This window comes from Micromonospora musae (assembly GCF_003626635.1).
GTDB classification, from domain to species: Bacteria; Actinomycetota; Actinomycetes; order Mycobacteriales; family Micromonosporaceae; genus Micromonospora; species Micromonospora musae.
Map to the genome: position 1 here is coordinate 286,508 of NZ_RAZT01000008.1, position 18,453 is coordinate 304,960.

The window sequence follows — 18,453 nt, forward strand, 5'->3', positions numbered from 1 at the left end:
GAGGCCGACGAGTCGTGACCGGCCGGCGACGACCACGCAGTCGGCGGTACCGGGGGACGTCAGGGGCGGTGCTCCTCGGTCGGGGTGCGGCTGCGACCGAGCGCGTCGACCCGGCCCCAGCGCCCCGGGATGTCGAGCAGCTCGATGCGGCCCATGCCCTCCGGCACGGCCGGGTCGATGACCAGGTGCTCGCCCTGCGGTTCGAGGCCGAGCATGACCCGCAGCAGCAACAGCGGCGTCCCGGTCGACCAGGCCTGCGGGCTGCACGCGGTCGGATACATCACCGGATAGTCGGTGAGGCTGCGGTGGTATCCGGCGAACGCCTCGGGCAGCCGGCCGTTGAAGTAGTGGGAGGCGGCGAGCATCGCGTCGCAGATGCGCCCGGCCTCCTCGCGGTAGCCGTACCGCCGCAGACCCCAGGCGATGATCGAGTTGTCGAACGGCCAGACGGTGCCCACGTGGTAGCCGATGGGGTTGTACCGCCCCTGGTCGTTGGCGAGGGTACGCACACCCCACCCGGAGAAGAGCCGTGGCCCGAGCAGATGGTCGACGATCCGCCCGGCCCGAGCCTCGTCCACGATGCCGCTCCAGAGCAGGTGGCCCATGTTCGAGGCGAGGGCGTCGACGTGCCGGCCGTCGGCGTCGAGGGCGAGCGCGTAGTACTCCTTCTCCGGGATCCAGAAGTCGCGGTTGAACCGCTCCTTCAGCTCCGCCGCCTCGCGTTCGAGCCGGTCGGCGTACTCCGGGTCGTTCCAGAACTTGCGGGCCAGTCGGGCGCCCCGGATCTTCGCGTCGTAGGCGTAGCCCTGGAGTTCGCAGGTGGCCCGGGGGAAGCCGGGCAGCCGCCCGTCCGCGTACGAGATCGAGTCCGGTGAGTCCTTCCAGCAGTGGTTCTGCAGACCCGTACGCGGGTTGCGGGTCTGGTACCAGATGTAGCCGGTGCCGAGCAGGTCGCCGTACGTGTCGATCCACCCCAACGCCGCCCGCGCCGCCGACTCCAGCAGGAGCACGAGCTGGCTGTCGCCGGTCCACCGCTCGTACTCGTCGAGCAGGATGACGAAGAGCGGTGTCGAGTCGGCCGAGCCGTAGTACGGCGAGTGGGGCTGCTCCTCGAAGCCGGCGGTCTCGCCGTAGCGGAGTTCGTGCAGGATCTTCCCCGGCTCCTCGTCCCGGAAGTCGTCCACCCGGTGCCCCTGGAGACCGCCGAGGATCTGCAGGGTGGGCGGGATCAGCTCGGGCAGGTACGGCAGCACCTGGAGCGAGGTGAACATGCTGTCCCGGCCGAAGAGGGTCATGAACCAGGGCAGCCCGGCGGCGAGCAGCCGGACGCCGAGGGCGATCGACTCGTACCGCAGGGCCGCGAGGTCGTTGAGGCTGCGCCGGTACGCGGTGGCGAGCGGCTCGCAGTCGCAGCCGAGCTTCGGTGCCCGCTCGATGAGCTCGCTCTGTTCGGCCTCGATGACGGCCACGTCCCGGCTGCCGCCGTACCGCAGGCTGGAGCGGATGTCCTCACCGCGTGCGCCGTAGACGATGGTCGCCGCGTGCAGCCGGGTGGTCCACTCGCCGTGCCGGCCGACCTGGACGTGGAACGTCATGCCGGCCACGTCGATGTCCGCCGGTTCGCTCGTCGTGACCACCGTCTCCCGGTGGAACGCCTCGCGGCGGTAGGTCAGGCGCAGCTCGTTCCCGCTCACCGTCGCGGTCGTCCGCCCCTTCTTCTGCCGCGGGCTCTTGATCTCGAAGAGGTCGGCGAAGTCGGCGCCGATGTCGAGCCGCAGGGTGAACTCGACAGGCTCCCCCGAGTGGTTGAGCACCGTCAGCTCCTCGTTGAAGCTGCCACCGATGGCGCGGCTGCGGATCACCGAGACGTTGGCGTCCAGGTAGTGGGTCGGCTCGCCGGGGGCCAGGAAGAAGCGGGTGCGGTAGGACTTCGCGTCGTCGATCGAGAGGGCGTGCAGGCGCTCCCCGTCGAGGGTGAGCAGCCAGGTGGAGAGGAACCGGGTGTCGAACGAGAAGAGGCCGGTGGGGAAGTCGAAGGAGGGCTCGACGTCACCACGCCTGTCGCTCACCAGGAAGGTGCTGCCGTCCAGGATGCTGACCAGGTCCTTCACGCCGACCGCCCGGTCTGCTGCCGAGCCGTCTCGCGGGGGTCCCGGGTGCCGGGCGGGTCGGGGAAGAACCGGCGGAAGACCAGGAAGAGCACGACGTTCCCGCTGAACGTGCTCTCGTTGCGGAACACCGCGGCGACGCCCTGCGCCTGCCCGCACACCATCCGTTCGAAGAGGTCGGCGCTGCTGTACCAGATCGCGTCGGCCGGGGCGCGCTCGCGGCGCACCTCCACCACTCCCGGGCGCATCCGGACCAGCCAGTGCTCGGTGACACCACCGTCCACGGAGAGGTCGATCTGGAGGGTGCCGCTCACCAGCCCGCGCAGGACCTCGGGAGCGCGCGCCGGTAGCGATTCGAAGAACCGCTCGATGGCCTCGCCCACAGCAGAATCGTAGGCAGCGGCCGGACAAATCGGGCGGGTATCGGTATTGCTCACCGAGCCGGTGAGGCGGCGCCGGCCCCGGGGGGTGCCGTCAGTAGACGAGCGCCTGCGCGCCCTCGGCCATCGTCTCCTCGACGAAGACCGCCGCGCCGGCGATCCGTACGCCCGGCAGCACGTCGTCCGGGCCGATCTCCCGCCGCGCGGCGCACTGGGTGCAGGCGGTGACCGTGCCGGTGGTGAGCAGCACGTGCAGCAGCTCGGCCAGCGGGGCCGAGTGCGGCAGGTCGAACTCCTCGGCGCGGCCGGGCAGCGCGAACCAGGTCGACTCACCGGTCAGCCAGAGGGAGACCTCCACTCCGGCGGCGGCGGCCGTCGCGGCGACGGTGAACGCCTGGGCGCACCGCTCCGGGGCGTCCGCACCAGCGGTGGCCTTGACGACGAGAGTACGGGCCATGGGGCCCAGCATAGGATGGCCGCGATGGTTACCGAGATCGGGTTCGTCAGCCTGCTGGTCGCCGGCCTGGGCGCGCTCGCCGGTGGCCTGATCTATCTGGCCGTACGCATCTCGAGAGGTAACTGGTGAGCGCGAGGAGTGGACCGGGTTTGCGAGCCCCGCAGTCGCGAGCGAAGGAGATCCGGTGAGCGCGAACCCGTCGGACGACAACCCGCTGGCGCCACCTCCGTGGCTGAACGCGCCGCCGGTCGACCCGTACCCGTACGAGGAGAGCAACGACCTGCGGGTCGGCCCGAAGCTGCACCCGACGCTGGACGGCCTGCTGCCCTACATCGGGGTGTGGCGCGGTCGTGGGCGGGGCGGTTACCCCACCGTCGAGGACTTCGACTTCGCGCAGGAGATCCGAATCAGCCACGACGGGCGGCCGTTCCTCTTCTACGAGTCGCGTGCCTGGATCCTCGACGAGCAGAGCCGCCCGGTGCGCCCGGCCGGCCGTGAGGTGGGCTGGTGGCGGCCGGTGCTCGACGGTGGCCGGGCCACCGACGAGCTGGAGGTGCTGTTGACGAACCCGACCGGGGTGATGGAGCTCTACCTCGGGCGGCGCAAGGGCACCCAGGTCGAGCTGGTCACCGACGCGGTGGTGCGGACGTCGACCGCCAAGGAGGTCACCGCGGGGCACCGCCTCTTCGGCATCGTCGAGGGCGCGCTGCTCTACGCGCAGGACATGGCGGCGGTCGGTCAGGGGCTCAACCCGCACCTCTCCGCCCGCCTGATCCGCGTCGGTGGCTGACCGGCCCACCCCCCCCTCGGCGGCTGACCCGCCCACCTCGTCGATCATGAGGTTGACGGGTCCGCCGGGGGCGGTGACGCCCGCCAACCTCATGATCACGCCGGTTCGACGGGGAGGCCCAGGAGCGCCTGCAGGGGGGCGGTGTGCGGGGACGGGGAACGGGGCTCGCCGTCCAGGGCGGTCACCTCGACTAGGCCCCGTACCGACGAGGTGAACCAGACGCCGTCCGCACCGCGCAGCCCGGCCGGCGTGACCATCCGTTCGTCGGCGCCGAGCCCCAGGTCGCCGGCGTGCGCGAGCAGCCAGGCCGCCGTGGTGCCGGGCAGGACGCCGGTCCGGGCGGCCGGCACCGTGCAGAGCGTCCCGCCGACCAGCCACACCAGGTTCGCGCTCGGCCCCTCCAGGGCGTACCCGTCGGAGGAGACCCAGAGCACGTCGTCGACCCCGGTCCGCAGCGCCCAGCGTCGGGCGGCCGTGCTCACCGCGTACGACGTCGACTTGATCCCCGTGGGCAGCCACTCCAGCGCGGTGCGCGACGCGGCGGGCACGCCGAGTGGCAGGGTGGCCACCGTGATTCCGGTCACCCGCGCACGGCGGGCGGCCGCCGGAACCTCGGCGAGGGTGGCGTAGATGGTCGGCGGGCCCCCGCTCTCCGGTCCCCGGGTGCAGACCAGCCGGAGCGCGCCCTCCACCTCGGCCGGCCAGCCCGCCCGGACCGCGTCGAGCAGCCCGACCAGCACGGCCCGGGGCGGCAGCGCCAGCTCCACTGCCGCCGCGGCGCGGGCCATTCGGTGCAGGTGCTCGTCGCGCAGCCACGGCGTCCCGGCGCGCAGGTGCATGGTCTCGAAGATCCCGTCACCGTGCAGTACGCCCCGGTCGTCACCGCGCAGCACCGGATCATCCGCGGAGACGGCGTCGCGACCCAGTACGGCGATCCTCGCTGCCACCATGACCGCCGAGCGTAGCGGCGGAGCAGGTGGACCGGGATCCGCGCTGATGACGAACTATGATCGGACGGTGTCCGAATCCTCCCTCGCCGAAATGCTCCGCTCCCGTGGGCTGCGGCTGACGGCGCAGCGACAGCTCGTGCTGCAGGCGGTGCTCGACCTCGGTCACGCAACGCCGGAACAGGTGCACACCGCGGTCCGCGAGGTGGCCGCGGGCGTCAACATCACCACCATCTACCGCACGCTGGAGCTGCTGGAACGGCTCGGCCTGGTGACCCACACCCACCTCTCGCACGGCTCACCGACGTACCACGCGGCCGGCGAGCACCAGCACGTCCACCTGGTCTGCCGCAACTGCGGCGGGATCGACGAGATCGACCCCGAGCTGATCCGGCCGTTCGCCGACCAGCTCCTCGCCCAGCGTGGATTCCGGGTGGACATCGGGCACGTGTCACTCTTCGGCGTCTGCGGCAGCTGTGAGAACGGGGACCAGGAATGATCGACATCGCGGGCGCGGTGGCCGTCGAGAGCATCGACGAGGCCAGTCGCGACCAGCCCGAGCCGGAGCACGCCGCGGCCGGGGTGCGCGGGGTCGCCGCGCACTACGGCGATCCGATGCGGGAGCAACGCGCGCTGGACACGGCCGTCGGTCTGGTGGACCGGTCGCACCGGGGTGTGATCGCGGTGCCGGGCGAGGAGCGGGCGAGCTGGCTGCACACCCTGACCTCGCAGCATCTCGCCGACCTCGCCGCGGGCGAGGGGACCGAGCTGCTGGTGCTCTCCCCGCACGGGCACATCGAGCAGCACGCCCTGGTCGCCGAGGACGGGGTGACCAGCTGGCTGGACACCGAGCCCGGGGCCACCGCCGGACTGCTGTCGTACCTGGAGAAGATGCGCTTCTTCAGCAAGGTCGAGCCGCGCGACGCCACCGCCGATCACGCGCTGCTCTCCCTGGTCGGGCCGGAGGCGCCCGCGGCGCTGGAGACGCTCGGTGTGACCGGGCTCGCCGCACCCGACGCGGTAGCCGTGCCGGGCCCGAAGTTCCGGCACGGCGAGGTGCCGCCCCGGCCCACCGCGCGCTACGCCGTGCAGCCGCTGCCTGCCGGTGGCTGGGCTCGCCGGGTGCCCCTCGGGGTGGATCTGCTCGTTCCTCGGGAGTCGATGGAGCAGGTGGTCGCCGAGCTGCGCGGCGCGGGCGTGCCCGTCGCCGGGCTCTGGGCGTACGAGGCGATCCGGGTGGCCGCCCGCCGTCCTCGCGTCGGCGTGGACACCGACCACCGGACGATCCCCGCCGAGGTGAACCTGATCGGCCCGGCGGTGCACCTGGACAAGGGCTGCTACCGGGGTCAGGAGACGGTGGCCCGGGTGCACAACCTGGGCCGGCCGCCGCGGCGTCTCGTCCTGCTGCACCTGGACGGGGTGACCACGGACCACCCGCCGACCGCCGGCACCCCGGTGACGGTCGACGGCCGTACGGTCGGTTTCGTGGGCACCGCCGTGCACCACCACGAGCTGGGCCAGATCGCGCTCGCGGTGATCAAACGCAACGTCCCCGAGGACGCGACCCTCATGGTCGGAAGCATCGCCGCCGCCATCGACCCGGACTGACCTCGGCGTCTAGGATCCCGGCATGACCACAGGGACGTTGATCACGGTTGCCCCGACCGGCGCGGAGTCGGCCAAGGCCGAGGTCCCGGCGCTGCCGGTGACTCTCGACGAGCTGCTGCTCACCGCGAAGGAGTGCGAGGCGCTCGGCGCCGCCGTGATCCACGTCCACATCCGCGACGACGAGGCGAAGCCGACCCTCGACCAGGGGCGGCTCCGCGACACGGTGGCGGCGCTGCGGGAGAGCACCGACCTGATCGTCCAGCTCTCCTCCGGCGGCGCGGTGACCGATCCGGAGTCCCACCGGCTCGCGGTGCTCGACGCCGCGCCGGACATGGCCTCCTGCACGATGGGCACTGTCAACTTCGGCGACGACGTCTTCCTCAACCGCTGGGAGTTCATCGTCGACCTGCACACCCGCATGCAGGAGCGGGGTGTCGTGCCGGAGTACGAGATCTTCGACCTCGGTCACCTGACCGCGCTGCAGCGCCTGCTCGGCAAGTACGGCCTGCCGCACGGTGGGCACGTCCACGTCGACTTCGTGATGGGCGTGCCGGGCGGCATGCCGGGCACCACCGAGACGCTGGTCGCCGCGCGGCAGATGCTGCGGGACCTGCCGGAGGGGACCACCTTCTCGGCCACCGGCATCGGCCGCAGCACCATCCCGGTGCTGCTCGCCTCGCTCTCCGCGGGCGGACACCTGCGGGTCGGCATGGAGGACACGGTGACCTACGCCAAGGGCCGCCCGGTGGAGTCCAACATGCAGCTGGTCGCCCGGGCGGTCGGCTTCGCGCAGCTCGCCCAGCGTCCGCCGCTGACCACCGCCGAGGCCCGCGAGCTGCTCGGCCTGTAAGGCCAGCCCCGTTCGGCACTCCTGTCACAGATTGCCGGACGACCTGGTCACCCGGCCGTCGGAGGCCGCCGTCGCGTCGGTACCGTCCACAGCGTGGCAAAGACGTACGAGGGCGGCGCGCCGCTCGCCGAGGTGGTCCGGTCGGAGTTCGTCGAGGGGGTGCACCGCGGCTCGGTCGTGGTGCTGGACGTCTCGGGGGCGACGGTGGCCGGCGCCGGGGACGTGACCTCCCCGATCTTCCCCCGGTCTTCCAGCAAGCCGATGCAGGCGATCGGAATGCTCCGCGCCGGTCTGTCGCTGGGCGATCCGGCCGACCTGGCGCTCGTCTCGGCGAGCCACGCGGGTGAGGACTTCCACCTGGAGCGGGTCGCCGGGCTGCTGGCGCGGGCCGGGCTGGACGAGTCGGCGCTGCACTGCCCGCCGGACCTGCCGGCCGGCGAGGAGGCGCGGCAGGTGGTGCTGCGTTCCGGTGGCGGGCCGACCCGGATCCAGATGAACTGCTCCGGCAAGCACAGCGGCATGCTGCTCACCTGCCGTGCCGCCGGGTGGCCGCTGGACGGCTACTGGAGGCCGGAGCACCCGCTCCAGCAGCGGCTGCGTGAGTCGATCGAGGAGTTCACCGGCGAGGAGGTGGCGGCCGTCGGCGTCGACGGCTGCGGCGCGCCCGTGCTCGCGGTCTCGCTGACCGGGCTGGCCGGTGCGTTCCTTCGACTCGTCTCGGCCGAGGCCGGCTCGCTGCCGCGTACGGTGGCCGACGCGATGCGGGCGTACCCGGAGCTGGTCGGCGGCACCCAGGCCGACGACACCCGGCTGATGCGCGGCATTCCGGGGCTGCTCGCCAAGGTCGGCGCGGAGGGCGTGATCGCCGCGGCGCTCCCCGGTGTGGGCGCGGTGGCCCTGAAGATCGACGACGGCGCCGCCCGCGCCCGGATGCCGGTGCTGGTCTCGGCGCTGCGCCGGCTCGGTGTGGAGGCCCCGGTGCTCACCGAGTACGCCGAGGTGCCGCTCTTCGGCGGGGGCGTGCCGGTCGGCGCGGTCCGCCCGCTCTGGTAGCCCCACCCCGCCCCATCCCACCGGCCCGGCCCTGCCCACCTAGGTCCGTTGAGCGTGATACCGCAGAGGCATAAATACGCCTCTGCGGTATCACGCTCAACTTCTCCCGGCCCCCGGGCGAGCGGTGTCGCTCGGGACGCGCCCGTTGTTGATCATGACGTTGACGGCGGAGTCGATCTCCGGAACCGCGGTCAACGCCATGATCGACAGGCTGGGGCTCGCGGCTGTGGGAGCGGCGGGGGGACGGGGTGGGTGCGGCTCAGGGTAGGAAGTCGAGCAGCGCCCTGTTGATCGGTTCCGGGCGCTCCAGCGGCGCCAGGTGAGCGCTGTCCGGCACGTCCGGCATCCGCACGCCCCGCGGCACCTCGGCGGCGATGCGATCGGCGAGCCGGCGCAGGTCCGCCACGTCGTCGGCGCCGGTCCCGACCAGCACGGGTACGGCCAGCTCGCCGAGCCGGTCGATGGCCGGCGGGTCCAGCTCGCCCACCTCGACGGCGCTGAGCGCCTGCTCGGCGGCGAGGGCCCGCTGGTCCATGAGCTCGGCGAAGCGGACCAGTTCGGGGTCGACCTCCTCCGGGCGACGGGTCGGGCCGACCACCCAGAACCGCACCTCACCGGCGGCGGTGGCCGTGAAGTCCTCCGGGTCGACGTCGCCGACCAACTCCTCCCAGAGCTGCTCGGTCTCCTCGGACCACTCGTGGCCGGAGACCGGAGCGCCGAAGAGCGCCAGGGCGGAGACGCGGTCCGGGTGGGCGAGCGCGGTGTCCACGGCGACCCGGCCGCCGAACGAGCAGCCGACGAGCGCCGCCCGGGGCAGGCCGAGGGCGTCGAGCAGGCCCGCCACGTCGTCGTGGTGGGTGAACGGCAGCGGCGGCAGCTCGGACTCGCCGTAGCCGCGCAGATCGACGGCGAGTACCCGGTGCCGGGCGGCGAGGGCCGCGATCTGCGCCCGCCACATCCGCCGATCCGCGATGCCGGCGTGCAGCAGCACCACGGGGCTGCCCTCGCCGGCGTCGTCGTACGCCAGCACGGCGCCGTTCACTTCGATCTTGGTCATTCGAGGACGGTAGACACGGACAGACGGGACGCGCAAGCACGTTGGTGAGATGCTGCTAACTCTGGCAAGCATATTGCTTGCAGTAGCTAGCACCCCGGGCTACCGTCGAACCATGGCCACCGGCAAGGACCTTCCCGACATCGGCGGGTTCATTCGCGACCTGCGACGCAACGCGAAGATCTCGCTGCGTCAGCTCGCCGAGCAGGCGGGGGTCAGCAACCCGTACCTCAGTCAGATCGAGCGCGGCCTGCGCAAACCCAGCGCCGAGGTGCTCCAGCAACTCGCCAGCGCCCTGCGGGTCTCGACCCCGGCGATGTACCTGCGGGCCGGGCTCCTGGACGACAAGGAGGGCCACGGTGTGCTCGCCGCCATCGCCGTGGACCCCGACCTCACGATGGCCCAGAAGCAGTCGCTGAGCCAGATCTACGAGACCTTCCGCCGGGAGAACGTCCGCCTCGCCGAGGCGACCGCCGCGGCGAACGCGACCCACGAGCCACCGGCCGCCGCCGGGCAGCCGGCCACCCCGACCGAGGCGGCCGGACTCGTCAACCCGGCCGCCACCGGACCCACCACATCGGAGGGCACCCCGACCGAGGCGGTCCTCGAGTCGGTCGCGGTCACCGAGGCCGGTCCGGCGCCCGCCCCGACGAGCAGCAGTACCCCCGAGAAGAAGGCCGCCGGCAGCGCGGCCCCGAAGGCCGGGGAGCCGGCCGAGGAGGAGAAGTCATGACCGAGCCGAAGACCAACCGCATTCCGGCCCCCGTCTACGCCGCGGCCGGCGCCGGCGAGCTGGCGATCGAGCAGCTGCGCAAGCTGCCCGCCACGGTCAGCGACCTCGGCACCAGGGTGGTCGCCGATCTCGGTGGCAAGGCCGTGGTCACCGGCTTCGAGCTGCGCGAGAAGGCCAACGAGACGCTGCGCACCGCGAATGCCCTGCGGGAGAAGGCGGCCGCCGGTGACCTCGACCTGAACCAGCTGCGCGCGGCGGCCACCCGCAACGCGGCCGCCGACCTGAACCGGCTGCGGGAAGCGGTAGACCCGGAGAAGCTGCGTGCCGCGGCCACCCGCAACGCGGCCGCGGTGCTGGCCGGTGCGCAGGTCGCGCAGGAGCGGGCGTTGGCCGCGTACGACGCGCTGGTCGCCCGCGGTGAGCGCGTGGTCGGGGCCGGCGTGCCGGAGGCGGCCGACACGGTGAACACCGACATCGAGGCGACCGGGGCCGGCACCGGGCCGGCGCGGGCCGACGCCCAGCCCGCCGAGGCGGCCGCCACCGAGACCACCGCCCCGGCCGAGGTGCCCAGCCCGACCGAGGTGGCGAAGCTCGTCGAGGAGAAGCCGCTCGCCGTCAGGGCCAAGACCGGAGACGCTCCGGCCCGTAAGCCCCGCACCAAGGCCGCGAAGCCGGCCGAGACCCCGTCGGGCAAGCTGCCCCGGGCAACCAAGCGGACCCGCCCGGCCGCCGAGTAATCCACTGCACCGGCATCCCCGGAGGCGTCCTTGTCGGACGTTTCCGGGGTCGCCGACATAAGCTTGCCGTCATGGCCTACGCCGCGCCGATCTTCGCCTTCGAAGCCCGCTACGTGATCGAGCTGGTCCTGCTCGTCTTCGCGCTGATCATTCAAGGCGTCGCACTGGTGCACGCCATCACCCAGCGGTCCGACGCCTTCAACGCGATCGGCACCCTGCCCAAGGGGGGCTGGATCGCCATCCTGGCGGTCTGCCTCGTGCTCACCCTGCTCGGCTTCGGCCCGATCAGCCTCTTCGGACTGATCGGCATCGCGGCCGCGCTCATCTACCTGCTGGACGTACGGGTCGGGCTGCGTGACCTCAGCGACGGCCGAGGGTTCTGGTGAGAGGCTTTCGCTGGCCTCCTCCGCCCGACGGCGGACCCCGCACCTGGGGCCCCGGCCCGGGTGCTCCCCGGACCGGTCGCCCCGCGCTGCCCGAACCGGAGACCGAACTGGTCACCACGCCGCACGGTGTACGGCTGGAGCGGCTGGTCACCGGCGCCGGCGACCCGATCACCGTGTTCGCGCACGGGCTCGGCAACGGCATCGCCACGACCAGGCCGTTCGGTAGCGGCGTCAGCGGCCGCAAGGTCTTCTTCCAGTTCCGCGGCCACGGCCGTTCGGACGCGCCGCCCGGCCCGTGGAGCTACGCCGACCTGGCCCGGGACGTCCGGGCGATGGCCGATCTCAGCGGCGCCACCCGCGCCTTCGGCGCCAGCCTCGGTGCCGGCGCGCTCTGCCGGCTGCTCTCGCAGAGCCCGGAGCGCTTCGAACGGCTCGTCTTCTTCCTGCCCGCCGTGCTCGACCGGCCGCGCGACGACGTGGCCCGGCAGCGGCTCACCGCGCTGCTCGAAGCGGTCGAGAGCGGGGACGCCGCCCTCGTCGCCGAGGTGGTCAGCGGTGAGTTGCCGACCGCGATCCGCAACACGCCGGCCGGCTGGGCTTACCTGCGTCAGCGGCTGGACCAGCTGCTCCGGGACGGGCTCGCGCCGGGACTGGCCGACCTTCCGGAGCAGGTCGCACTGCCGGACGCCCGGGCCCTGGCGGCGGTGAGCACACCGGCGCTGGTGATCGCGTGTGCCGGCGACGACCTGCATCCGGTGCCGGTCGCCGAGCAGCTCGCGGCCGCGCTTCCGCAGGCCACCCTGCACGTCTACGACCGACCGAACGTGCTCTGGACGGAACGCGCCGATCTGCGCGAACGAATCTCCACCTTCTTCAACGAGTAACCTGCCCTGACATGGGTGTCACACATCACGGCCGGACGCACCGGCTGGATCTCGCCGACCCGACCCTCCGCGAGTGGGAGTGCACGGTGCTGCACGCCGACCCGGAGCAGGGCATCGTGCTCGACCGTTCGGCCTTCTACCCGGGTGGCGGTGGGCAGCCGCCGGACCACGGGGTGCTGCTCTGGCAGGGCGTACAGACCCGGATCGCCGGCACCCGCAAGGGCGACGACCTCTGGCTGATCCCCGTCGAGGGGGATCCGCTGCCGCCGGTCGGCAGCACCGTCACCGGCGCCGTTGAGGACGGGCGGCGTACCCGGCTGATGCGTACCCACTCGGGCCTGCACGTGCTCTGCGGTGTGGTGTTCCGCGACTTCGGGGCGCTGGTCACGGGCGGCAACATGGAGCCCGGCGAGGCGCGGATGGACTTCAACCTCCCCGAGGTGCCGACGGACTTCAAGACGCGGATCGAGGAGCTGGTCAACGCCGAGGTGGCCGCCGACCGCTCGGTCGCCGTCCGGGTGCTGCCCCGGGCGGACGCGCTGGCGCTGCCGGACATCATCCGTACCCAGTCCAACCTCATCCCGGCCGACGAGCAGGAGGTGCGGATCGTCGACATCGTCGGGTTGGACGTGCAGGCCGACGGCGGCACCCACGTCGCCTCCACCGCCCAGATCGGGAAGGTGCAGGTGGTCAAGGTGGAGAGCAAGGGCCGGGCGAACCGCCGGGTACGCATCCGTCTGGTGGAGTGACGCGACGGTCGGGTCGCCGCTGCGGGCCGGTCGCCCGACATCCGTTCGGAAAACCGGACTTCGGCTGTCAGGTATCGCTGGCAGTCTCGCTGGTATGACGAAACCGCTGACAGGGAAGATCGCGCTCGTGGCCGGGGCGACCCGGGGCGCCGGCCGGCAGATCGCCGTCCAGCTCGGCGCGGCCGGGGCCACCGTCTACGCCACCGGCCGCAGCAGCCGGGCCGGCCGATCGGAGCTGGACCGTCCGGAGACGATCGAGGAGACCGCCGAACTGGTCACCGCCGCCGGCGGCGAGGGCCACGCCGTCGTGGTCGACCACCTGGTCCCCGAGCAGGTCCGCGACCTGGCCGCGCGGATCGACGCCGAGCAGGGCCGCCTCGACGTGCTGGTCAACGACATCTGGGGCGCCGACCCGCTCGTCACCTGGCACGAGCCGGTCTGGAAGCAGCCGCTCGACGCGGGCCTGCGTACGCTGCGGCTCGCCGTCGACACCCACGTCATCACCAGCCACTTCGTGCTGCCGCTGCTGATCCGCCGGCCCGGCGGACTGGTGGTCGAGATGGGCGACGGAACGAAGGCGTACAACGACGACAACTACCGGCTCTCGGTCTTCTACGACCTGGCGAAGGTCTCGGTGAACCGGCTCGCCTTCGCCTGGTCGCACGAGCTGAAGCCGCACGGCGGCACCGCTGTCGCGCTAACCCCGGGCTGGATCCGCTCGGAGGCGATGCTGGAGCACTTCGGGGTGACCGAGGAGAACTGGCGCGACGGGGCGGCCAAGGACCCGCACTTCCTCATCTCGGAGACGCCGGCCTTCGTCGGTCGCGCGGTGGCCGCCCTCGCCGCCGACGAGGAGCGGGCCCGCTGGAGTGGCCGCTCCGTCTCAGCCGGGGAGCTGTCCCAGGTGTACGGCTTCACCGACGTCGACGGCAGCCGACCGGACGCGTTCCGCTACATCAGTGAGGTGGTCGACGTCGGCCGGCCGGCCGACGTCACCGGCTACCGCTGACCGTCCGCACTCGGCGGCGGCGGGTTCGGGTCGGCGTAGAGCCGGCTCATCCGCTCGGCGGCGGCGACCATCAGGGTGCGCAGCTCCGACGGTTCGAGCACCTCCACCTCGGGGCCGAGCGTGAGCAGTTGGGCGTGCGCCACCTCGACGGACTCGACGGGCAGCCGCAGCACGACCCGGCCCTGCCCGTCGGGGCCGTCGGCGGCGGCGACGGCCTCGTCGTACACGAAGGGGGCGTCGACGAGGTGACGGAGCCGGCGCAGACCGGCGGCGCTCAACCGCAGCGTGACCTCGACCCGGAGCATGCTCCGCAGGAACGCCTCGGCCTGCTCCCGCCAGTACCCGGCCAGGTCGAAGCCCTCGTCCCGGTCGAACGTCTCCGCGCCGACCTCGACGTCGGTGACCCGGTCCACCCGGTACGTCCGATGGTGGCCGTCGACCCGGCCGACCAGATACCAGGTACCGCTCTTGAGCACCAGACCGTACGGGGCCAGCTCCCGGGAGACCTCCCGGTCACCGCGGCGATAACGCAGCCGTACCGTGCGCTCCTGCCACACCGCGCCGGCCAGCTCGGTGAGCCACGGCGGCGGACCGGCCTCCCGGAACCAGCCCGGCACGTCCAGGTGGAACCGCTGCCCGGTGCGGGCGGGCGCGTCGCGCAGGCTCGGCGGGAGCGCGGCGAGCAGCTTCAGCTCGGCGGAGGCGACCGCGTCGGCGAGCCCCATGTCGCCGGCCGGCCCACGCAGCCCGGCGAGGAAGAGCGCCTCCGCCTCGTCCCGGGTGAGCCCGGTCAGCCGGGTCCGGTAGCCGCCGAGCAGGCGGTAGCCGCCGGCCCGGCCGCGGTCGGCGTAGACCGGCACCCCGGCCGCCGAGAGCGCCAACACGTCCCGGTAGACGGTCCGCTCGGAGACCTCCAGCTCCTCGGCCAGCTCGGCCGCGGTCATCGTCTCCCGCGCCTGCAGGAGCAGCACCAGGGAGATCAGCCGGGACGCGCGCACCCGTCCATCCTGCCCCGGCGGCCTCACCGCCCGCCGGGGGTGAGCAGGCCCCGGTCGTACGCGACGGCGACGGCCGCCGCCCGGTCGTTGACCCCGAGCTTGGCGTAGACGTGCAGCAGGTGGGTCTTGACCGTCGCCTCGCTGATGAAGAGCTGGGCCGCGGCCTCCCGGTTGGACGTGCCGCGGGCGACCAGGGTGAGCACCTCCAGCTCGCGCTGGCTGAGCGGCTCCTGGGCCGGGGCGCGTAGCCGTCCCATCAGCCGGCCCGCCACGCTGGGCGAGAGCACCGACTCGCCCCGGGCCGCCGCGCGCACGGCGCGGACCAGTTCGTCCCGGGGCGCGTCCTTGAGCAGGTACCCCGTGGCGCCGGCCTCGATCGCCGGCAGCACGTCGGCGTCCGTGTCGTACGTGGTCAGCACCAGGACCTTGACGGTGCTGCCGGAGCGGGCCAGCCGGCCGATCGCCGTCACCCCGTCCATCCCGGGCATCCGCAGGTCCATCAGCACCACGTCCGGGATCAGGTTGGCGGCCAGCGCCAACGCCTCGGCGCCGTCGCCGGCCTCGCCGACCACCTCGAAGCCCGGGTCGCCGGTGAACATGCCGCGTAGGCCGTCCCGCACCACCGGGTGGTCGTCGACGATGAGCAGCCGTACCGGTGCGGTCAACCTGCACCTCCGGGGAGCGCGGGCACGGAAGCCGAGACGGCGGTGCCGCCGCCCGGCTCGGACTCGATCGTCAGCTCGCCGCCCACGCCGGTCACCCGCTGCCGCATCGCCGTGAGGCCGTAGCCGCCGTCCGCCTGCCGGGGCACCTGTCGCACGTCCGGGTCGAAGCCGATCCCGTCGTCCCGGACGTCCAGGGTGACCACGTCCTCCATGTACGACAGCGTCAGCCCGACCCGGGTGGCCTTGGCGTGCCGCGCGACGTTCGCCAGCGCCTCCTGGGCCGCCCGCAGCAGCGTCACCTCGACCTCCGGGTGCAGGGGGTGAGCGTCGCCGGTGACACTCACCTCGGCGCGGGTCTCGTTGATCGCCGACCAGCGCCGGGTCAGCTCGCTGAGCGCGTCCGGCAGCCGGGCGGACTCCAACGCCTCGGGACGGACCGCCTGCACCGAGCGCCGCGCCTCGCTCAGGCTCTCCCTGGCCAGGCCGACGGCGTTGTCGACGTGCCGTCGCCAGTCGGCCCGCCGGTCACGGGCCTGCCCGGCGGCCTCCAGCTGGGTGATGATGCCGGTGAGGCCCTGGGCGAGCGTGTCGTGGATCTCCCGGGCCATCCGCTGCCGCTCGTCGATCACCCCGGCCTCGCGGGCCTGGGCGAGCAGCTGGGCGTGCAGACCCTCGTTCTCCCGCATCGTCTCGGCCAACCGGCGGTTCGTCTCGGCCAGCTCCTCGACGAGCCGTTTGCGGTTGGCGTTCTGCCGGTCGGCGACCATGCTGAACCAGGTCACCCCGCCGGCGAGGCCCGCGTTGAAGAGCACCAGCACCGCCCAGAGCAGCCAGTGCGACAGCGAGGTCGGCGGGCCACCGCTCTGCGCGGTGGCGATCAGCACGGAGGTGAAGACCACCCCGGCCATTCGCCACCGACCGTCGAGCACGAGGAACGCGTGCGCGAACCCGATCCAGGCGAAGAAGGCGTACCAGGGGCTGGAGAGCACCAGGAGGGCGGCGAGCCCGAGCAGCCCCGCGTAGTACACCGCCATCAGCCTGGGGCGTCCCGCCCAGGCCGGGTGCAGGTTGACGAACCATCCGATCCAGGCGGCGGTCACCAGGGCGACCACCAGATCGGGGGCGACCGAGATGCCGCGGGGCGCCGGGGCGAAGGTGGTGATCAGCATCCCGACGCCCAAGCCGACGAAGGGCAGCACCCGGTAGAGGACGGCCTCCCGAGCCTCCCAGGTGGCCAGCCGGTCGACCTGCTCGGCGCTGCTGGTCATCGTCTCTCCGCTCACTCCCAGCGGAACAGCTTGGCCGCGCCCGCTCCCGCCAGTACCGCGACCACCGCCATTATCACCAGGTGCAGCGGCCGGGGTGGGGTGCCGGTCCAGCTGTCGAGCAGCGCCTGCACGCCGGGGGGCGTGTAGTCACCGACCCGGACGAGGAAGTCCGGCAGCAGGAACCGGGGCAGGTAGACCCCGCCGAAGAACATGATCAGCAGGAAGAGCGGCGCCATCAGCGCCTGCGCCACCTTGGCGGTCCGGGCGACCGCCGCGACCAGCAGACCCAGCGCGAGCAGCGCCGCCGTACCCAGCACGAAGGCGACCGTGAAGCCCAGCGGATGACGGGGCAGCGGTACGCCGAACGCCAACCGGCCGACGACCACCAGCAGGACGGCGCTGGCCACGATCGCCGCCAGGGTGATCACCAGTTGGGCGGCGAGCAGGGCGGCCGGGCTGGCGGGGGTGGTGGCGAGCCGGCGCAGCACCCCCCGCTCCCGGTAGGTGGCGAGCATGGTGGGCAGCACGTTCAGCCCGGCCACCGCGAGCGTCACCACCAGCAGCGAGGGGGCGAAGTACGAGACGAACGTCTGCCCGTCGAAGGTCGGGTCCGGTCTGCGGAGCGCGGGAATCAGCCCGAGCACCACGAGCACCAGCGTCGGCAGCCCGACGGTGGTCACCACCGTGGCGATGTCCCGCAGGTACAGCCGCGTCTCGATCCTGAGGAGTTGCCCGAAGCCGCGCATGTCGTTCCCCTTCACTCGGTGATCCGCCGCCCGGTCAACTCGACGAACGCGTCGTCGAGGGTGGACTGTTCGAGCCGGAGATCGGCGGCGACGATCTGGTGGCGGGCGAGCACGGAGGCGACGGCGTGCAGCACGTCGCCGGAGCCGCTGACCACCAGCTGACCACCGGTACGTTCCACCGCGGTGACCTCGGGCAGGTCGGTGAAGAGCCGGTCGTCCACTTCGGCGCTGGGCCGGAACCGTACCCGCTGGGTCGGCGCCACCCGGCGTACCAGACCGGCGGGGCTGTCCACCGCGACCACCCGGCCCCGGTCGATCACCGCGAGCCGGTCGCAGAGCCGCTCCGCCTCCGCCATGAAGTGGGTGACCAGGATGATCGTCACACCGCGGTCCCGGATCCGCTCGATCAGCTCCCACGTCACGCGGCGGGCCTGCGGGTCCAGGCCGGTGGTCAGCTCGTCCAGGATGGTGATCTCCGGGTTGCCGACCAGCGCCAGCGCGATCGACAACCGCTGCTTCTGCCCGCCCGACAGCTTCTTGTACGGGGTGTTCCGCTTCTCGCCGAGCCCCAGCTCCTCGATGAGCCGGGCCGGATCGGCGGGCCGCCGGTAGAACGACGCGAAGAGCTCCAGCGCCTCGGCGACCTGTAGCCGGTCGGGCAGCTGGCTCTCCTGGAGCTGCACCCCGACCCGCTCGCGCAGCGCGGCCGTGTCCCGGCGAGGGTCGAGCCCGAGCACCGACACCTCGCCCCCGTCCGGCACCCGGAGGCCGGCCACGCACTCCACCGTGGTGGTCTTGCCGGCGCCGTTCGGGCCGAGCACGCCGAAGATCTCTCCGGCCTCGACCGTGAAGGAGACGTCGTCCACGGCCACCACGTCGCCGTACCGCTTGTGCAGATTGGTCACCTCGATGACCGGCATGCCCCCGCCCTTCCGCCGTCGTTCATCCCTACCGTCGAGGGTGGTGTTCGGGAGGCTTCGGCGCATCGACCAGCCGGCGCTCGCCGAGGACGAGGCCGGTGGAGCCCTGAT

General features: G+C 72.8%; 22 protein-coding genes. 12 read left to right on the plus strand and 10 right to left on the minus strand.

The window, feature by feature from the left end:
• Positions 1-59: 59 nt before the first annotated feature.
• The 3 genes from D7044_RS17850 to D7044_RS17860 all read right to left on the minus strand — a co-directional run bounded on the left by D7044_RS17850 (position 60) and on the right by D7044_RS17860 (position 2,957).
• Complete coding sequence (locus D7044_RS17850) at positions 60-2,111, minus strand: amylo-alpha-1,6-glucosidase (protein WP_120689575.1); 2,052 nt, start codon at positions 2,109-2,111, stop codon at positions 60-62.
• Complete coding sequence (locus D7044_RS17855) at positions 2,108-2,491, minus strand: SCP2 sterol-binding domain-containing protein (RefSeq protein ID WP_120680369.1); 384 nt, start codon at positions 2,489-2,491, stop codon at positions 2,108-2,110. Before D7044_RS17855 ends, D7044_RS17850 begins: the two co-directional genes overlap by 4 nt.
• Before the next feature lie 91 nt (positions 2,492-2,582).
• The gene (locus D7044_RS17860) at positions 2,583-2,957 is read right to left on the minus strand and encodes a DsrE family protein (RefSeq protein WP_120680371.1); all 375 of its coding nucleotides are present in this window, start codon (positions 2,955-2,957) and stop codon (positions 2,583-2,585) included.
• 12 nt (positions 2,958-2,969) lie between these two features.
• Here D7044_RS17860 and mtfM point away from each other — a divergent pair, with 12 nt between their 5' ends.
• Together mtfM and D7044_RS17865 are read left to right on the plus strand one after the other, a co-directional pair.
• Complete coding sequence (gene mtfM / locus D7044_RS33285; protein WP_267900765.1) at positions 2,970-3,074, plus strand: small membrane protein MtfM; 105 nt, start codon at positions 2,970-2,972, stop codon at positions 3,072-3,074.
• A gap of 55 nt (positions 3,075-3,129) precedes the next feature.
• Positions 3,130-3,735 carry a heme-binding beta-barrel domain-containing protein gene (locus D7044_RS17865; protein WP_120680373.1) on the plus strand — a complete coding sequence of 202 codons (606 nt, stop codon included), beginning with the start codon at positions 3,130-3,132 and terminating at the stop codon, positions 3,733-3,735.
• Positions 3,736-3,830: 95 nt separating this feature from the next.
• Here the strand turns inward: D7044_RS17865 and D7044_RS17870 are convergent, their stop codons facing one another.
• Positions 3,831-4,685, minus strand: a complete 855-nt coding sequence (locus D7044_RS17870; RefSeq protein WP_120689576.1) for an aminotransferase class IV — start codon at positions 4,683-4,685, stop codon at positions 3,831-3,833.
• A gap of 67 nt (positions 4,686-4,752) precedes the next feature.
• Between D7044_RS17870 and D7044_RS17875 the strand changes: the two genes are divergently transcribed.
• The 4 genes from D7044_RS17875 (at position 4,753) to D7044_RS17890 (ending at position 8,193) form a co-directional block, all read left to right on the plus strand.
• Positions 4,753-5,181, plus strand: a complete 429-nt coding sequence (locus D7044_RS17875; protein ID WP_187398614.1) for a Fur family transcriptional regulator — start codon at positions 4,753-4,755, stop codon at positions 5,179-5,181.
• The gene (ygfZ, locus tag D7044_RS17880) at positions 5,178-6,290 is read left to right on the plus strand and encodes a CAF17-like 4Fe-4S cluster assembly/insertion protein YgfZ (RefSeq protein WP_120689577.1); all 1,113 of its coding nucleotides are present in this window, start codon (positions 5,178-5,180) and stop codon (positions 6,288-6,290) included. Before D7044_RS17875 ends, ygfZ begins: the two co-directional genes overlap by 4 nt.
• A 22-nt stretch (positions 6,291-6,312) precedes the next feature.
• Positions 6,313-7,140: a beta-keto acid cleavage family enzyme gene (locus D7044_RS17885; RefSeq protein ID WP_120680381.1), complete on the plus strand. Its 828-nt coding sequence runs from the start codon at positions 6,313-6,315 to the stop codon at positions 7,138-7,140.
• Between the two features lie 93 nt (positions 7,141-7,233).
• Complete coding sequence (locus D7044_RS17890; protein WP_120680383.1) at positions 7,234-8,193, plus strand: asparaginase; 960 nt, start codon at positions 7,234-7,236, stop codon at positions 8,191-8,193.
• A 259-nt stretch (positions 8,194-8,452) separates the two neighbouring features.
• Here D7044_RS17890 and D7044_RS17895 read toward each other — a convergent pair whose 3' ends face one another.
• Positions 8,453-9,250 (minus strand): alpha/beta fold hydrolase, encoded by a 798-nt coding sequence (locus tag D7044_RS17895; RefSeq protein WP_199716665.1) that lies wholly within the window; start codon positions 9,248-9,250, stop codon positions 8,453-8,455.
• Between the two features lie 112 nt (positions 9,251-9,362).
• Between D7044_RS17895 and D7044_RS17900 the strand changes: the two genes are divergently transcribed.
• The 6 genes from D7044_RS17900 (at position 9,363) to D7044_RS17925 (ending at position 13,745) form a co-directional block, all read left to right on the plus strand.
• Positions 9,363-9,980: a helix-turn-helix domain-containing protein gene (locus D7044_RS17900; protein ID WP_120689579.1), complete on the plus strand. Its 618-nt coding sequence runs from the start codon at positions 9,363-9,365 to the stop codon at positions 9,978-9,980.
• On the plus strand, positions 9,977-10,717 hold the full coding sequence (locus D7044_RS17905) for a hypothetical protein (RefSeq protein ID WP_120680389.1): 741 nt from the start codon (positions 9,977-9,979) through the stop codon (positions 10,715-10,717). The genes D7044_RS17900 and D7044_RS17905 overlap by 4 nt, the downstream gene beginning before the upstream one ends.
• Positions 10,718-10,788: 71 nt before the next feature.
• Positions 10,789-11,103, plus strand: coding sequence for a DUF2516 family protein (locus D7044_RS17910; RefSeq protein ID WP_120680391.1), 315 nt, complete (start codon positions 10,789-10,791; stop codon positions 11,101-11,103).
• Complete coding sequence (locus D7044_RS17915) at positions 11,100-11,987, plus strand: alpha/beta fold hydrolase (RefSeq protein WP_120680393.1); 888 nt, start codon at positions 11,100-11,102, stop codon at positions 11,985-11,987. Before D7044_RS17910 ends, D7044_RS17915 begins: the two co-directional genes overlap by 4 nt.
• An 11-nt stretch (positions 11,988-11,998) precedes the next feature.
• Positions 11,999-12,736: an alanyl-tRNA editing protein gene (locus D7044_RS17920; protein ID WP_120680395.1), complete on the plus strand. Its 738-nt coding sequence runs from the start codon at positions 11,999-12,001 to the stop codon at positions 12,734-12,736.
• Between the two features lie 94 nt (positions 12,737-12,830).
• Positions 12,831-13,745, plus strand: coding sequence for an SDR family oxidoreductase (locus D7044_RS17925; RefSeq protein ID WP_120689580.1), 915 nt, complete (start codon positions 12,831-12,833; stop codon positions 13,743-13,745).
• Here the strand turns inward: D7044_RS17925 and D7044_RS17930 are convergent.
• The 5 genes from D7044_RS17930 to D7044_RS17950 are packed head-to-tail and all read right to left on the minus strand — an operon-like array spanning position 13,736 to position 18,342.
• On the minus strand, positions 13,736-14,743 hold the full coding sequence (locus D7044_RS17930; RefSeq protein ID WP_120680398.1) for a helix-turn-helix transcriptional regulator: 1,008 nt from the start codon (positions 14,741-14,743) through the stop codon (positions 13,736-13,738). The genes D7044_RS17925 and D7044_RS17930 overlap by 10 nt on opposite strands.
• Before the next feature lie 23 nt (positions 14,744-14,766).
• Complete coding sequence (locus tag D7044_RS17935; protein WP_120680400.1) at positions 14,767-15,408, minus strand: response regulator; 642 nt, start codon at positions 15,406-15,408, stop codon at positions 14,767-14,769.
• On the minus strand, positions 15,405-16,676 hold the full coding sequence (locus tag D7044_RS17940; protein WP_233563270.1) for a sensor histidine kinase: 1,272 nt from the start codon (positions 16,674-16,676) through the stop codon (positions 15,405-15,407). Before D7044_RS17940 ends, D7044_RS17935 begins: the two co-directional genes overlap by 4 nt.
• Before the next feature lie 11 nt (positions 16,677-16,687).
• Positions 16,688-17,437 carry an ABC transporter permease gene (locus D7044_RS17945; protein WP_233565022.1) on the minus strand — a complete coding sequence of 250 codons (750 nt, stop codon included), beginning with the start codon at positions 17,435-17,437 and terminating at the stop codon, positions 16,688-16,690.
• The gene (locus D7044_RS17950) at positions 17,434-18,342 is read right to left on the minus strand and encodes an ABC transporter ATP-binding protein (RefSeq protein ID WP_120689581.1); all 909 of its coding nucleotides are present in this window, start codon (positions 18,340-18,342) and stop codon (positions 17,434-17,436) included. The genes D7044_RS17945 and D7044_RS17950 overlap by 4 nt, the downstream gene beginning before the upstream one ends.
• Positions 18,343-18,453 lie beyond the last annotated feature (111 nt).